The 14,910-nt window shown below is 61.4% G+C and carries 12 protein-coding genes; 6 read left to right on the forward strand and 6 right to left on the reverse strand.

Annotated features, from left to right (window positions below):
- Nucleotides 1–138 precede the first annotated feature (138 nt).
- Together ACKUG4_RS24825 and ACKUG4_RS24830 are read right to left on the reverse strand one after the other, a co-directional pair.
- Nucleotides 139–543: a lysozyme inhibitor LprI family protein gene (locus ACKUG4_RS24825; protein ID WP_085613107.1), complete on the reverse strand. Its 405-nt coding sequence runs from the start codon at nucleotides 541–543 to the stop codon at nucleotides 139–141.
- 55 nt (nucleotides 544–598) lie between these two features.
- Nucleotides 599–1,519: an ADP-ribosylglycohydrolase family protein gene (locus ACKUG4_RS24830; RefSeq protein WP_445435042.1), complete on the reverse strand. Its 921-nt coding sequence runs from the start codon at nucleotides 1,517–1,519 to the stop codon at nucleotides 599–601.
- Between the two features lie 196 nt (nucleotides 1,520–1,715).
- On the opposite strand from ACKUG4_RS24830, the gene ACKUG4_RS24835 reads away from it, so the two are divergent.
- Nucleotides 1,716–2,204 carry an SRPBCC family protein gene (locus tag ACKUG4_RS24835; RefSeq protein ID WP_064598144.1) on the forward strand — a complete coding sequence of 163 codons (489 nt, stop codon included), beginning with the start codon at nucleotides 1,716–1,718 and terminating at the stop codon, nucleotides 2,202–2,204.
- 7 nt (nucleotides 2,205–2,211) lie between these two features.
- The gene (locus tag ACKUG4_RS24840) at nucleotides 2,212–3,012 is read left to right on the forward strand and encodes an aminoglycoside phosphotransferase family protein (RefSeq protein ID WP_510185611.1); all 801 of its coding nucleotides are present in this window, start codon (nucleotides 2,212–2,214) and stop codon (nucleotides 3,010–3,012) included.
- A 290-nt stretch (nucleotides 3,013–3,302) separates the two neighbouring features.
- Here ACKUG4_RS24840 and acnA read toward each other — a convergent pair whose 3' ends face one another.
- The gene (gene acnA / locus ACKUG4_RS24845) at nucleotides 3,303–6,044 is read right to left on the reverse strand and encodes an aconitate hydratase AcnA (RefSeq protein ID WP_445435044.1); all 2,742 of its coding nucleotides are present in this window, start codon (nucleotides 6,042–6,044) and stop codon (nucleotides 3,303–3,305) included.
- Between the two features lie 222 nt (nucleotides 6,045–6,266).
- Here acnA and rlmM point away from each other — a divergent pair, with 222 nt between their 5' ends.
- Together rlmM and tusA are read left to right on the forward strand one after the other, a co-directional pair.
- Complete coding sequence (rlmM, locus tag ACKUG4_RS24850) at nucleotides 6,267–7,340, forward strand: 23S rRNA (cytidine(2498)-2'-O)-methyltransferase RlmM (protein WP_064598139.1); 1,074 nt, start codon at nucleotides 6,267–6,269, stop codon at nucleotides 7,338–7,340.
- Between the two features lie 65 nt (nucleotides 7,341–7,405).
- Nucleotides 7,406–7,657 carry a sulfurtransferase TusA gene (gene tusA, locus ACKUG4_RS24855; RefSeq protein WP_007953079.1) on the forward strand — a complete coding sequence of 84 codons (252 nt, stop codon included), beginning with the start codon at nucleotides 7,406–7,408 and terminating at the stop codon, nucleotides 7,655–7,657.
- Nucleotides 7,658–7,707: 50 nt separating this feature from the next.
- On the opposite strand, the gene ACKUG4_RS24860 is transcribed toward tusA, so the two are convergent.
- Complete coding sequence (locus ACKUG4_RS24860; RefSeq protein ID WP_064598137.1) at nucleotides 7,708–9,117, reverse strand: MATE family efflux transporter; 1,410 nt, start codon at nucleotides 9,115–9,117, stop codon at nucleotides 7,708–7,710.
- A gap of 179 nt (nucleotides 9,118–9,296) precedes the next feature.
- Between ACKUG4_RS24860 and pdxB the strand changes: the two genes are divergently transcribed.
- The gene (gene pdxB / locus ACKUG4_RS24865) at nucleotides 9,297–10,439 is read left to right on the forward strand and encodes a 4-phosphoerythronate dehydrogenase PdxB (protein WP_445435045.1); all 1,143 of its coding nucleotides are present in this window, start codon (nucleotides 9,297–9,299) and stop codon (nucleotides 10,437–10,439) included.
- A 57-nt stretch (nucleotides 10,440–10,496) separates the two neighbouring features.
- Here pdxB and ACKUG4_RS24870 read toward each other — a convergent pair whose 3' ends face one another.
- Nucleotides 10,497–10,676: a PA1571 family protein gene (locus ACKUG4_RS24870; RefSeq protein ID WP_064598133.1), complete on the reverse strand. Its 180-nt coding sequence runs from the start codon at nucleotides 10,674–10,676 to the stop codon at nucleotides 10,497–10,499.
- Nucleotides 10,677–10,935: 259 nt separating this feature from the next.
- Between ACKUG4_RS24870 and ACKUG4_RS24875 the strand changes: the two genes are divergently transcribed.
- The gene (locus ACKUG4_RS24875) at nucleotides 10,936–12,729 is read left to right on the forward strand and encodes an ABC transporter transmembrane domain-containing protein (protein ID WP_445435046.1); all 1,794 of its coding nucleotides are present in this window, start codon (nucleotides 10,936–10,938) and stop codon (nucleotides 12,727–12,729) included.
- A gap of 93 nt (nucleotides 12,730–12,822) precedes the next feature.
- Here the strand turns inward: ACKUG4_RS24875 and ACKUG4_RS24880 are convergent, their stop codons facing one another.
- Nucleotides 12,823–14,751, reverse strand: a complete 1,929-nt coding sequence (locus ACKUG4_RS24880) for a transglycosylase SLT domain-containing protein (RefSeq protein WP_085649306.1) — start codon at nucleotides 14,749–14,751, stop codon at nucleotides 12,823–12,825.
- Between the last annotated feature and the right edge of the window lie 159 nt (nucleotides 14,752–14,910).

Here is a 14,910-nt window from a genome sequence, read left to right on the forward strand (position 1 = left end):
ATGAAAAATCAGAGCGAATACCAACCCAATTTAAGGTTGCAGGGTTCCCCTGCAACATAGAATCTCCCACATTTGAAATGCGGTTCAAATGTGGGAGCGAGCTTGCCCGCGAAGAGGCCCTCGAAACAGTTACAAAAGTCAGGCCCCGGGTACCGGACAGCTCATGTCACCTTCCTCACACTTCAAATACTGCTTGAGCGCCTCGGTTCGCGTCTTTGTCACTGAGGTGATGCAATTGTTGTAGATCAACGGATAAACACTCCCGCCTGCCACCCCGGATGCCGAAAACTTGCACTCGGCATCGCGAAAGCCGATCCATGCCCGTTGCGCGCTCACCAGCATTTTTTTGCCCTCAGGGTTGTCCTTCAAACGGGCGGTGATCTGTTGATAAACCGCGTTCAACTCTTTGTCCGCCGCCTTGTTTTCCTGCGCGGCGCACTGATTCATCGTCGCCTGATCGCTGGCATTGGCGCAGTCCACGGCGGCGTGGACGACGGAAGTGAAAAGAAAGGGTGTCAGGGCCAAAAGCAGGCGTGGGGACATGAGTCATCTCGCTTTGATGAATGAACTTGCCGGGCAGTTTAGCGGCTTCGTCGCGCTAACAAGGTGTGCGATGTCTGGATGCGTTGAGCAACCGTTCGGCAGTCGCGGCAATTTCCTCTCCGTCATGCAGTTTTTCCAGCCACGCGGACGGGATTCCCTGCACGCCGTAATGGGCACCGGCCAACTGACCGACGATGGCGGCCGTGGTGTCCGCGTCATCGCCCAGATTCGCCGCCTGCAGGATGGCTGCGGAAAAACTGTCGGTATGCTGGAAGCACCATAGCGCCGCTTCCAGGGATTCGACGCAGTAGCCGCTGCCGCGAATGTCGCGCTCGGTCTTGTGCAGGTAGTTACCCCGGGCAATCGCCGCCACCTTGGGCTGGTTGAAGGCTGTTTGCGGCAGAGTGCGCAGTTGCGCTTTCGATGCGCCTTCCAGGGCCTTGCAGAGCAGTTCGGCAAACAACTGGCAACATTCAATGGCCTCGGGCGCCGCGTGCGTGGTGCGTGAACTGTCGGCGGCGAATCGCCTGATTTGCCGGGCATCGGGGAAATAAAACAGCACCACGGGCACCAGTCGCATCAACGAGCCATTGCCGGCACTGTGCGGGTCAGTAGAGCCGGCAAACGGCTCTCCGGTGTGTTGATAGCGATCCAGCGCCTGGCTCACGGTCATGCCAATGTCGAAGCATTCGCCGGTCGAGCTCAGGTAACCCCATTGCCACCAGTTCAGATAGCGGCCCATCTGATCAGCGGCATCGAATGCGTTCTTGTTCAGCAGACTTTCAGCCAGGCACAACGCCATCGAGGTGTCGTCGGTCCATTGTCCGGGCTTCAAGTGAAAAGGCCCGCCACCGACCATGTCGGTCAGGGGCTGGAAGCTGCCGCGAGGCTGGAATTCGACGGTGGTTCCCACGGCATCGCCGCAGGCCAGGCCGAGCAGGGCGCCACGGTAACGTTCGGGGAGGGAGGGCTGCATGATGACGTCCTTGTGTCGTTCAATTCGCTGGGAACGTTAGCAGTTTCGCCGCGCCAATCCGTGCGCATTCTGACGAACCGGTGATCCAAAATACTGCCGGATATTTCAATCAGACCCGACCGTTGCACTGGATTGATACAACTTCGGATTGGACATGTGGTCATACAAGCCTACTGTTCAAAACAGGAGGTGACGTATGAAACCAGTACCCAACAGCTTTGAACGTAAGATCATGCTCAGGTCGCCGCGCTCCCATGTCTGGCGCGCCCTGGTCGATGCCGAGGCGTTCGGCCAGTGGTTCGGCGTTGCGCTGGAGGGCCGGCGGTTTATCGCGGGCGAATGGACCCAAGGACAGGTCACGTACCCCGGTTATGAACATGTGTTGTGGAACGTGCTGGTGGAGCGGGTCGAGCCGCAGCAGCTGTTCTCCTTCCGTTGGCACCCCTACGCGGTGAACCCGAAAATCGACTACTCCCAGGAACCGACCACCCTGGTCAGATTCGAATTGCAGGACTACGAGAACGGCACGTTGCTGAAAGTCTCCGAGTCCGGTTTCGCGCACATTCCCGACGTGCGCCAGAAAGAGGCGTATTACATGGACAGCCGGGGCTGGGAGGAACAGTTGAGTCGACTTGAACACTTCCTCACGGAGAGCGAACGGGCCCGCGAGCGTGAGGGTGGCTGATCTCGGCCTGTTCACGCCGTGGCTGGAACGCTGGGCGCTGACGCCGGACGGTGAGCCGGTCATCACCCCGGGCAGCCGCCTGTTACCTGTGCGTCAGGGCAATACTCCGGCGATGCTGAAAGTCGCGGTGGACGAGGAGGAAAAGTACGGCAACCTGCTGATGACCTGGTGGGGCGGCGACGGTGCCGCCCGGGTGCTCGCCCATCACGACGAGAGCCTGTTGCTGGAGCGGGCCATGGGCCAGCGTTCGCTGATGCACATGGCGCTCAACGGCGAAGACGACGAAGCCACACGGATCATGTGTCGAGCGCTGGCGCACCTGCACGCACCGCGACCGACGCCGCCACCGCCGTTGGTGGAGCTGGCGCCATGGTTTGCATCATTAACAATGGCCGCGGCCCGATACGGCGGCCAATACACCGAATGCCTGCAAATCGCCGAGACCTTGCTCGCCGAACCGCAGGACGTGGTGGTGCTGCACGGCGACATGCACCACGACAACGTCCTCGATTTCGGCCCACGGGGCTGGCTGGCGATCGACCCAAAGCGGGTGCGGGGCGAGCGTGGTTATGACTACGCCAACCTGATCTGCAACCCGGAACTGCCGACGGCCACCGATCCGGAGCGCTTTCAGCGGCAAGTTGAGGTGATCTGCAAAGCAGCGGGCATCGAGCGAAGACGCTTGCTGCAATGGGTATTGGCCTTTGCCGGACTGTCTGCCGCATGGTTCATGGAGGATGACGAGCAAAAAGCCGCCGCCGGGCAGCTGAAAGTCGCACAACTGGCGGCTTCCGCGCTCAATGCCTGACACGCCTAAGGGTTTTCGGAAGGCGCGCTATGGCGAATGTCTTACACGCGATAGTAGCTTTTTCGACTATTGCCGATTGGATCCACAGCGTAATCTAGCCTCATCAACTGAAGCACAGGGAGTGTTTCAGGATCACGGATGATCGACCATTAGCAAGGATCGCTGCCGACAGGGAGTCGATAATGGTCTTGGGAAAAACCCGCTTCGGCGGGTTTTTTTTCGTCTGCAGAAAAGTGCCGTGCTCAAACAGAAACACCGCCGATCTGGCGGTGTTTCTGCATCTGCAGGTCTTACGAGGCGATCAACTGGCGCAACACGTAATGCAGAATCCCGCCGGACTTGAAGTACTCCACCTCGTTCAAGGTGTCGATGCGGCACAGCACTTCGATTTTCTCCTGCCGTCCGTCTTCACGGGTGATGACCAGGCTCAGGTTCATCCGTGGCGTCAGCTCGACACCGCTCAGGCCCTGGATATCCAGGGTTTCCTTGCCGGTGAGGTTCAGGCTCTTGCGGTTCTGATCCAGTTTGAACTGCAACGGCAGCACGCCCATGCCCACCAGGTTGGAGCGGTGGATGCGCTCGAAGCTTTCGGCGATCACCGCTTTCACGCCCAGCAGATTGGTGCCCTTGGCCGCCCAGTCGCGGCTGGAACCGGTGCCGTATTCTTGCCCGGCAATCACCACCAGCGGCGTGCCTGAGGCCTGATAACGCATGGCCGCGTCGTAGATCGCCAGTTTCTCGCCGGTCGGAATGTAGAGGGTGTTGCCACCTTCTTCGCCGCCGAGCATTTCGTTGCGGATACGGATATTGGCAAACGTGCCGCGCATCATCACTTCGTGGTTGCCCCGGCGCGAGCCGTAGGAGTTGAAGTCCCGTGGCTCGACGCCTTGCTCGCGCAGGTAACGTCCGGCCGGGCTGTCGACCTTGATGTTGCCGGCGGGGGAGATGTGGTCGGTGGTCACCGAATCGCCCAATAGCGCCAGCACTCGTGCACCTTTCACATCGGCGATCACCGGCAATGGCCCGGCAATGTCATCGAAGAACGGCGGATGCTGGATGTAGGTCGAATCCGCCTGCCAGACGTAGGTCGCGGCTTGCGGGACTTCGATGGCTTGCCACTGTTCGTCACCGGCAAACACCTCGGCGTATTCCTTGTGGAACATCGCCGTATTGACCTGATTCACCGCGTCGGCGATTTCCTTGCTGCTCGGCCAGATGTCTCGCAGGTAAACCGGATTGCCCTGCTGGTCGTTACCCAGCGGCTCGCTGCTGATGTCGGTGCGCACAGTGCCGGCCAGGGCGTAGGCGACCACCAGTGGCGGTGACGCCAGCCAGTTGGTTTTCACCAGCGGATGCACCCGGCCTTCAAAGTTGCGGTTGCCGGACAGCACCGAAGCCACGGTCAGGTCGGCTTTCTGGATGGCTTTTTCGATCGGTTCAGGCAGCGGTCCGGAGTTGCCGATGCAAGTGGTGCAGCCGTAACCCACCAGTGAAAACCCGAGCTGGTCGAGGTACTGCGTCAGCCCGGCGGCCTTGTAGTAATCGGTGACCACTTTCGACCCCGGTGCCAATGAGCTTTTCACCCACGGCTTGCGGGTCAGGCCTTTTTCCACGGCTTTTTTCGCCAGCAGGCCGGCGGCCATCATCACGCTCGGGTTGGAGGTGTTGGTGCAGGAGGTGATCGCGGCAATCACCACGGCGCCGTTTTTCAGGCGATAGGTGTGGCCGTCGTACTCGTAATCCGTTTCGCCGACCAAGTCGGCATTGCCCACGGCGACACCGCCGCCGCCCTCGCTTTCAAGACGTCCTTCTTCCTTGCTGGTGGGTTTGAACTGCAAGTCGAGGAAGTCGCTGAACGCCTGGCCGACATTCGGCAGCGAGACGCGGTCCTGCGGGCGTTTCGGCCCGGCGAGGCTGGCTTCGACGCTGCCCATGTCCAGCGCCAGACTGTCGGTGAACACCGGTTCCTGACCGGGCAGGCGCCACAGACCCTGAGCCTTGGTGTAGGCCTCGACCAGCTTCACCACTTCAGTCGGACGGCCGGACAGGCGCAGGTAGTCAAGGGTCACGTCATCCACCGGGAAGAAGCCGCAGGTCGCGCCATATTCCGGGGCCATGTTGGCGATGGTTGCGCGGTCGGCCAGCGGCAGGTCGGCGAGGCCGTCGCCATAGAACTCGACGAATTTGCCGACCACGCCTTTCTTGCGCAGCATCTGGGTGACGGTCAGCACCAGGTCGGTGGCGGTGATGCCTTCCTTTAGTTTGCCGGTAAGTTTGAAACCAATCACTTCCGGAATCAGCATCGACACCGGCTGCCCGAGCATCGCCGCTTCCGCCTCGATCCCGCCGACGCCCCAGCCGAGTACGCCGAGGCCGTTGATCATGGTGGTGTGCGAGTCGGTGCCGACCAGGGTGTCCGGGAAGGCATAAGTGCGGCCGTCTTCGTCCTTGGTCCACACGGTGCGGCCGAGGTATTCGAGGTTGACCTGGTGGCAGATCCCGGTGCCCGGCGGCACCACGCTGAAGTTATCGAAGGCGCTCTGGCCCCAGCGCAGGAAGGCGTAGCGTTCGCCGTTGCGCTGCATTTCGATGTCGACGTTCTGTTCGAAGGCGCTGGCGCTGGCGAACTTGTCGACCATCACCGAGTGGTCGATCACCAGATCCACCGGCGACAGCGGGTTGATCCGCTGCGGATCACCACCGGCCTTGGCCATGGCGGCGCGCATCGCGGCCAGATCGACCACGGCGGGTACGCCGGTAAAGTCCTGCATCAGCACGCGGGCCGGGCGGTACTGGATTTCCCGGTCGGAGCGGCGCTCCTTGAGCCACGCGGCAATGGCCTTGAGGTCGGCGCCGGTGACGGTTTTTTCATCTTCCCAGCGCAGCAGGTTTTCCAGCAGGACTTTCAGCGACATCGGCAGCCTGTCGAGATCGCCCAAGGTCTTGGCGGCATCCGGCAGGCTGAAATAGTGGTAAGTCTTGTCATCGACTTTGAGGGTTTTCAGAGAATTCAGACTATCGAGGGACGGCATTACGATCACTCCTTTGAATCCGCACGGCTACGGATTGAGGGGACGGGCAGAGCTATCAACGTAGCCCTGTTTTCAGTAGCTGGCTAATAACTGGACTCTATGGGCAAGTTCAAGGTTCCGACATGGGCTATCATGCGCCGGTTTTCGTGACAGGCTTTGCTTCAACGCAGGGTCTGGGCATCGCGCAGGGGATGAATGATCGCCCTCTGCCCAGGAGTAAGAATGAACACCCTATTCATGCATTGCCGGCCAGGTTTCGAAGGTGAAGTCTGCTCGGAGATTTCCGACCTCGCCGCCCAACTCAACGTGGCCGGCTACGCCAAGGCCAAACCGGCTACCGCTTGCGCCGAGTTCGTCTGCACCGAAGAGGATGGCGCCGAGCGTCTGATGCGCGGTCAGCGTTTCGCCGAGCTGATCTTCCCGCGCCAGTGGGCGCGCGGTTTCTTCATCGATCTGCCGGAAAACGACCGCATCAGCGTGATCCTCGCGCACATGGCTGAATTCCCGGTGTGCGGCAGCCTGTGGCTGGAAGTCGTCGACACCAACGACGGCAAGGAATTGTCGAATTTCTGCAAGAAGTTCGAAGGCCCACTGCGCAAGGCGCTGACCGGCGCCGGCAAACTGGTGGAGGACGCGAGCAAGCCGCGCCTGCTGCTGACCTTCAAGAGCGGTCGTGAGGTGTTTCTCGGTCTGGCCGACGCCGGCAACTCGGCGATGTGGCCGATGGGCATTCCGCGCCTGAAGTTCCCACGCGAGGCGCCGAGCCGTTCGACCCTGAAACTGGAAGAGGCCTGGCACCACTTCATCCCCCGCGATCAGTGGGAGGATCGCCTGCACAGTGACATGACCGGCGTCGACCTCGGCGCGGCGCCGGGCGGCTGGACCTGGCAACTGGTCAATCGCGGCATGCTGGTGACCGCCATCGACAACGGCCCGATGGCCGAAAGCCTGATGGACACCGGTCTGGTGCAGCATTTGATGGCTGACGGTTTCACCTTCAAACCCAAGCAACCGGTGGACTGGATGGTCTGCGACATCGTCGAGAAACCGGCGCGCAACGCCGCGATGCTCGAAGAGTGGATCGGCGAGGGGCATTGTCGGGAAGCAGTGGTCAACCTCAAGCTGCCGATGAAGCAGCGTTACGCCGAAGTGAAGCGCTTGCTCGAGCGTATCGCCGACGGTTTCAAGGCCCGTGGGATCAAGGTCGACATCGGTTGCAAGCAGCTGTACCACGACCGTGAGGAAGTGACCTGCCATCTGCGCCGCCATGACGTGAAGAAAGCCAAAGCCCGCTGAGCGCGCGACAGGTGACCGAACACCCGGCATTGGGCGACAATGCCGGCCAGTTTCAGGAGTGAATCATGAGTGAAATGATTGATACGCCGGTCGACGGCACCCTCGATGCTACGGGCCTCAACTGCCCGGAGCCGGTGATGATGCTGCACCAGCACATCCGTGACCTGGTGCCCGGCGGCCTGCTCAAGGTGATCGCCACCGACCCGTCGACCCGCCGCGACATCCCCAAGTTCTGCGTGTTTCTCGACCATGAACTGGTGGGGCAGCACGAAGAAGCCGGGACCTATCTCTACTGGATCCGCAAGAAGTCCGGTTGATCGCAAGGCAAAAAAAAGACCTGCAAATGCAGGTCTTTTTTTATGGCCGGTCAGCCCATCGAACGGCTGATGCGAATGCGTTTGCGTGCGCTGCGCGTCAGGCGGATCGACAGCATCAGCGCCGCGCAGCTGAGGCCGACGATCAAACCTTCCCACAAGCCGCTCGGGCCGCGTGGCTCGCCGAGCCAGTCGGTCAGGCCGAGGGCGTAACCCACCGGCAGACCGATGCCCCAATAGGCGAACAGGGTCAGGATCATCGTCACCCGGGTGTCCTGATACCCGCGCAGGGCGCCGGCGGCGGTAACCTGAATCGCGTCGGAAAACTGGAACAGCGCCGAGTACACGATCAGCATCGCCGCGATGTGAATCACCATCGGGTCAGAGGTATAGATCGCCGCAATGTGTTCGCGCATCAGCAGCATCATGCTTGCCGACAGACAGGCGTAAGCCAGTGCAGTGCCCATGCCGACACCCGCGGCGAATCGCGCTTCACGGGGTTCTTCACGGCCCAGGGCCTGGCCGACCCGCACGGTCACGGCCATGCCCAGCGAGTACGGAATCATGAACACCAGCGAGCTGACGTTCAGTGCGATCTGGTGCCCGGCCACCACCGTGGCGCCGAGGCTGCCGATCAGCAGCGCGATCACCGCGAAGATGCTCGACTCGGCAAACACCGCGACGCCGATCGGCAGACCGATGGCCAGCAAACGCTTGATCACCGCCCATTGCGGCCAGTCGAAGCGGCTGAACAGTTCGCTCGATTTGTAGGCCGGCGCCCAGCGCTCATAACCGGCCAGACCCAGCGCCATCACCCACATCACGATCGCCGTGGCCCAGCCGCAACCGACGCCGCCCATGGCCGGCACGCCGAAGTGGCCATAAATGAACACGTAGTTCAGTGGAATGTTCAGCGCCAGACCGCACAGGCCAAGCACCATCGCCGGGCGGGTGCGACCGAGGCCGTCACTGGTGCAGCGCAGCACGTGATAGAAGGCCACCGCTGGCAGACCGCTGGCAATGCCGTGCAGGTACTGCATGCACGGGCCGATCAGTTCCGGATCGACTTTCATCAGATGCAGGATCGGTTCGGCGCTGAACAGCATGGAGGTTGCCATCAGGCCCACCACCAGTGCCAGCCACAGGGCCTGGCGCACGATTGGGCCGATTTCACTGTGGGTGCCGGCGCCGAAGCGCTGGGCGACTTTCGGCGTGGTGGCCAGCAAAGTGCCGGTCATCAGCAGGAACACCGGCACCCAGATCGAGTTGCCCAGCGCCACGGCCGCCAGATCCTTGGGTCCAACGCGCCCGGCCATCACCGCATCGACGAAGCCCATGGCGGTGGTCGCCAGTTGCGCGATCATGATCGGCAGGGCCAGGCCGAGCAGATTTTTCAGCTCCAGGCGAACCCGGGCAGGGCGGTTGAGGGAAACGGCGGCAGGGCGGTCAGTCACGGAATTCACAGGCAAAGCGTCCACAGGGGTTGATGCGCAAGGCCGGGCATTCTACGCCGCTGACGTAACGGTCAGGAAAAATCCTCTGTTGCGTATTTGTAATCGAGGCGCCTCATCAAGAAATCACAGCCTGCTGGCTCATCGCAGTCCCAGCGCCTACACTGCCGATCCGCCCAAGGAGCCCCGCCATGCTGATTGTTGCCGACGAAAATATCCCGCTGCTCGATGCCTTTTTTGCCGGTTTCGGCGAGATCCGCCGGGTTTCGGGCCGTTCCATCGACCGGGCCACGGTCGAACACGCCGACGTGCTGCTGGTGCGCTCGGTGACCAACGTCAACCGCGCACTGCTCGAAGGCAGCAAGGTGCGTTTTGTCGGCACCTGCACCATCGGCACCGATCATCTGGATTTCGACTATTTCAACGAGGCCGGCATTACCTGGTCCAGCGCACCCGGCTGCAATGCCCGGGGCGTGGTCGATTACGTGCTTGGCAGTCTGATGACCCTGGCTGAAATCGAAGGCGTCGATTTGCGTGAGCGCACTTACGGCGTGATCGGTGCCGGTGAAGTCGGCGGTCGCCTGATCAAGGTGTTGAAAGGTCTGGGTTGGAACGTGAAAGTCTGCGACCCGCCACGTCAGGCGGCCGAGGGCGGCGACTATGTCAGCCTGGAGCAGATCATCGCGCAGTGCGATGTGATCAGCCTGCATACCCCGCTGACCCGCAGCGGCGACGGCGCGACCTGGCATTTGTTCGACGAGCAACGTTTGCAGCAGCTCAAGCCCGGCGCCTGGCTGATCAACGCGGCGCGCGGTCCGGTAGTGGATAACACCGCGTTGCGCGAGGTGCTGCTGGAGCGAGAAGACCTGCAAGCGGTGCTCGATGTCTGGGAAGCCGAGCCACAAGTCGATGTGGCGCTGGCCGAACTCTGCGTGCTGGCTACGCCGCACATCGCCGGTTACAGCCTCGATGGCAAACAGCGCGGCACGGCGCAGATCTATCAGGCTTACTGCGACTTTATCGGTGAGCCCGCCACCATTCAGCTCGGTGATCTGCTGCCGGCGCCGTGGCTGTCGGAAGTTTCCCTGCATGCCGACAGCGATCCGGCCTGGGCGCTGGCGATGTTGTGCCGCGGTGTGTACGACCCGCGCCGGGACGATGCGGATTTCCGTCGTACGCTGCTGGGCAGTGTCGGTGAGCAACGCGCCGCGTTTGATCTGCTGCGCAAACAGTATCCTTCGCGACGCGAAATCGAAGGCTTGAAGGTGCGGATCGAGGGGGATTCGCCCGTCTTGCGCCAGATCGTGACCGCGTTGGGGGCTGTGGCGGTATAAACAGCGGGCAGAAAAAACCCGGCCTGCAGGGGCCGGGTCAGGAAGACGGTGGCGATATCACTTTTGTTCGGCAGGCTTGACCAATCGCTTCTCCAGTTCGCGGCAGGCGTCCTGGATCATGTCTTCAGTGATTGGCACTTCGCGCCCATCCTTATCGATGATCGAGCAACCCAGAGGTTGGCCGGGCTTGGTGCGGATCACTTCAATCTTGTCATCGCTGCTGTGTTGCAAGGACATGGCCTGTCTCCTCATCAGGTTGTGTGCCTAGATTAAAACCGTCAGGTGACCAGGCTGTGACAACTCCCTGCGGTCGGTCCGGAACGGCATCTCCACTCAAACAGAAATGACCGTCTGTCTCAACCCGGACCTTAGACCAATAGCGTCTAGGGGGTAGTCTTGCCGGTCATAATTAACCTGACTCATTGTGATTTGCAGAGTTCCACCCCATTTGACTCTGTAGGCTGGCCCTATCCATCAGCACACGACGTGAACCTGAATGATCTCGATGCTTTCCTCGCGCCACCGCCGGGCCTTGCGCCTGACCAGTTCTTTCCTTGCCCCTTATCGCTGGCCGGCCTTTGGCGCGCTGCTGGCACTGATTGTCACGGCCGGCATCACCCTGTCGATGGGGCAGGGCATCAAGTTGCTGGTCGATCAAGGCTTCATGACCCAGTCGCCGCACTTGCTCAACCAATCCATCGGCCTGTTCATGCTGTTGGTGTTCGGCCTTGCGGTCGGCACCTTTGCGCGGTTTTATCTGGTGTCGTGGATCGGTGAGCGCGTGGTGGCAGACATTCGCCGGCAGGTGTTCAACCATCTGGTGTACCTGCACCCCGGATTCTACGAAGACAATCGCAGCTCGGAAATCCAGTCACGATTGACCGCTGACACCACATTGCTGCAATCGGTGATCGGCTCGTCGCTGTCGCTCTTCCTGCGTAATCTGCTGATGGTCATTGGCGGTGTGGTGCTGCTGTTCATCACCAACCCCAAACTCACCAGCATCGTGGTGATCGCACTGCCGCTGGTGATTGCGCCGATCCTGATTTTCGGCCGTCGCGTGCGCAACCTCTCCCGGCTGAGTCAGGACCGGATCGCCGACATTGGCAGCTACGTCTCGGAAACCCTCGGCCAGATCAAGACCGTACAGGCCTACAACCATCAGGTGCAGGATGAACAGCGTTTCGCCAGCACCGTCGAGCAGGCGTTCGAGACCGCGCGCAAACGGATTTTCCAGCGGGCCTGGCTGATCACGCTGGTAATCGTGCTGGTGCTCGGCGCCGTCGCGGTGATGTTGTGGGTCGGCGGCATGGACGTGATCGCGGGACGGATTTCGGCGGGTGAACTGGCGGCGTTCGTGTTTTACAGCCTGATTGTTGGCAGTGCGTTTGGCACGTTGAGCGAAGTGATTGGCGAGTTGCAGCGAGCGGCCGGCGCCGCGGAGCGAATTGCGGAACTGCTGCGTTCGGAGAACATTATTCAGCCACCGACCACAGGGTTGGTGACGTTGCCGGGGCGGGTCAAAGGCGAGCTGGAATTACAGGATGTGCGTTTTTCCTACCCTTCGCGTCCCGAAAGTCTTGCCGTCGATGGCTTGAGTCTGACGATCAACGCCGGAGAAACCCTCGCGCTTGTAGGACCGTCCGGCGCGGGCAAGTCGACGGTGTATGACTTGCTGCTGCGTTTCTACGATCCCCGGGAAGGGCGGATCCTGATCGATGGCGTGCCGCTGACGAGCCTTGATCCGCTGGACTTGCGTCGCTGCTTCGCGCTGGTCTCGCAAACCCCGGCGCTGTTCTTCGGCAGTGTCGAAGAGAACATTCGCTACGGCTGCCCGACCGCCACGCTGGAGCAGGTGCGGGAGGCGGCCAGAATCGCCCACGCCCACGACTTCATCGAACAGATGCCCGACGGCTACCAGACCCATCTGGGCGACGGTGGCCTCGGTCTGTCAGGCGGACAACGCCAGCGCCTGGCCATTGCCCGGGCGTTGCTGGTCGACGCGCCGATCCTGCTGCTCGACGAAGCCACCAGCGCCCTCGATGCCCAAAGCGAACACCTGATCCAGCAAGCGCTGCCGAGCCTGATGCAAAACCGCACCACGCTGGTCATCGCCCACCGGTTGGCCACGGTGAAAAACGCCGACCGGATCGCGGTGATGGATCAGGGCAAACTGGTGGCGATTGGTACGCATCAGGAGCTGATTGCGAGCAATCCGCTCTATGCGCGGCTGGCGGCGTTGCAGTTCAGTGATGGTCATCAGCCTTTGACCGACCAAGTAACCGACTAAGTAACCGACCTAGTAGAGCGCCATAAAAAATGCCCGCATCTCTTGATGCGGGCATTTTTGTTTACATCGATCTATCGGCGATACGCGCCCCGATCACTGATCGTCGAAATACCGCTCATGCCAGTCCACCAGCGGCTGTGGCGAGTTGAGTTTCTGGCCGTAGATCACCGAATAGGACAACACGTTCTGTACGTACTGGCGGGTTTCGTCGAACGGGATGCTTTCCACCCACACGTCGAAGCTCAGGTGGTCTGCGCCGCGCAGCCATTGGCGCACGCGGCCGGGGCCGGCGTTGTAGGCGGCGGAGGCGAGCACGCGGTTGCCGTTGAACTGGCTGTGCACCTGGCTCAGGTAGGCGGCGCCGAGCTGGATGTTTTTGTCCGGATCCAGCACTTGCTGAGGCGAGGCCAGCGGAATGCTGAACTTGCGTGCGGTTTCCTTGGCGGTGCCCGGCATCAGCTGCATCAGGCCGCTGGCGCCGACGCTGGAGCGGGCGTCGTCCATGAACGCACTTTCCTGGCGGGTGATGGCGAACACCCAGCTCGAATGCAGGCCGCGCACCTTGGCTTCGCGTACCAGAGTGTCGCGGTGAGCCATCGGGAACCGGATGTCCAGATCATCCCAGTACTGCGCCTGACTGATGGTGCGGATAGCCGGGAAGTACCATTTCAGGTCGTAGGCCAGTTTTGCCTGGGCGACCATCTCGTCGCGGTTGAAATGCCGGCTGACGTGATACCACTCGCGGCGACCGTCGACGATCTGCCCACGGGCGTGGAACTCCAGTGCACGACGTACGCCAGGGGTGTTGCGCACTTTGTTGATCAGCGCCTGACTGAGCACCAGCGGCTTGTTGTTCAGCGAGTACGGCGATTGCGAGCGGTCAGCGGCGAGGAAGCCGTAGAAATCACGTTCCCGCGACAGGTTCTTGTACAGCGTCTGTGCTTCCGGGTTCTGCGGTTGCGCCAGTTCCAGACTGCGGGCCTGCCAGTAGCGCCAGCGGTTGGTGGTGGCCAGGTCCTGTGGCAAACGGCGGGTCAGTTGGTAGGCGTCATCCCAGCGCGCCAGACGCAACAACAGACGCAGGCGCCATTCGGACACGGTGTTGTCGCGCAGCTCCGGGTCGTACTTGGTCATCACGTCCAGCGCGCGGCTGTCGAAGCGGCGGGCCAGCGTCAGGCCGATTTCCCGGGCGATCGCGACTTTTTCATCCCGGGAGAAATGCATGCTGCTGGCATAACCGTCGAGCAGGGCCATGGCCTTGTCCGGGTCCTGACGCGCGAGGCGGCGCAGGCCGAGGCTGACCACGTCCGACATCGGTTCATCGGCCGGCGTGAAGCGTGACGGCTGGTTGAGCAATTCCGGTTTCTGCGCCACGTCCACCAGCAGGCGGCCGCGCGGGGCGAGGGTGGTCAGGCCGTTGACCAGGCTGTTGGCCAGCGGATAGTTGCGGTGCTGGGCGGCGAGTTTGGCGCGTTCCCAGCGTTTCTGTTCGGTCAACTGACCTTCGGCGGCCCACATGCCGAACAGCGCATCGCAGGCGGCGGGCTGGGATTTACCGGTCAGCCACAGTTTCTCGGCGTTGGCGTAGCCCTCGGCCTTCTTGTTGTGGCTGATCTGGTACTGCGCGTTGAGGCAGTCCAGTTCGGTGAAATTCAGTTTGGGGTCGTAATACTTGACGAACGTCGCCCAGTCGCCGCGATCGGCCAGCCAGCGCAGCCAGCGCAGTTTCATCCAGTTGGCCTGGGGCAGGTCACCGTGTTCGGCGAGGAATTTTTCGATCTCCGCGTTGCTGGCGGTTTTCAGCCGGGCGGTCAGCTCGTCGTAGGCGAGGTACGGCTCCAGCGGATAATCGGCGAGGGCCTGGCTGTAACGGAAATACGGGCCGCTGTCGCCCTTGGCCAGGGCGCGCTTGGCTTCATCGTAATACTGGCGTTGGGTGGACAGGTCCACCGCCTGGACGGATTGAACGGCAGCGGCGGAAAGCAGCAAACATGACAAAACACTGAAGAGGCGACTGCGCATGAGACATCCGGGCAGAGAAATCATGACAAGTGCCGGCTCAAGGCCGGCACTGAATTGCCTGTAGCTTAGCCTTTTGCCAGCAAGGGGCGAAAGCTTTGCCGACCTTGCAGCACAAGTTCGCAACAATTGTTGTGCAGAGTGCGTCAGCGGCGAAATTGC

The sequence above is a fragment of the Candidatus Pseudomonas auctus genome (assembly GCF_048654275.1).
Classification (GTDB): Bacteria; Pseudomonadota; Gammaproteobacteria; order Pseudomonadales; family Pseudomonadaceae; genus Aquipseudomonas; species Aquipseudomonas pharyngis.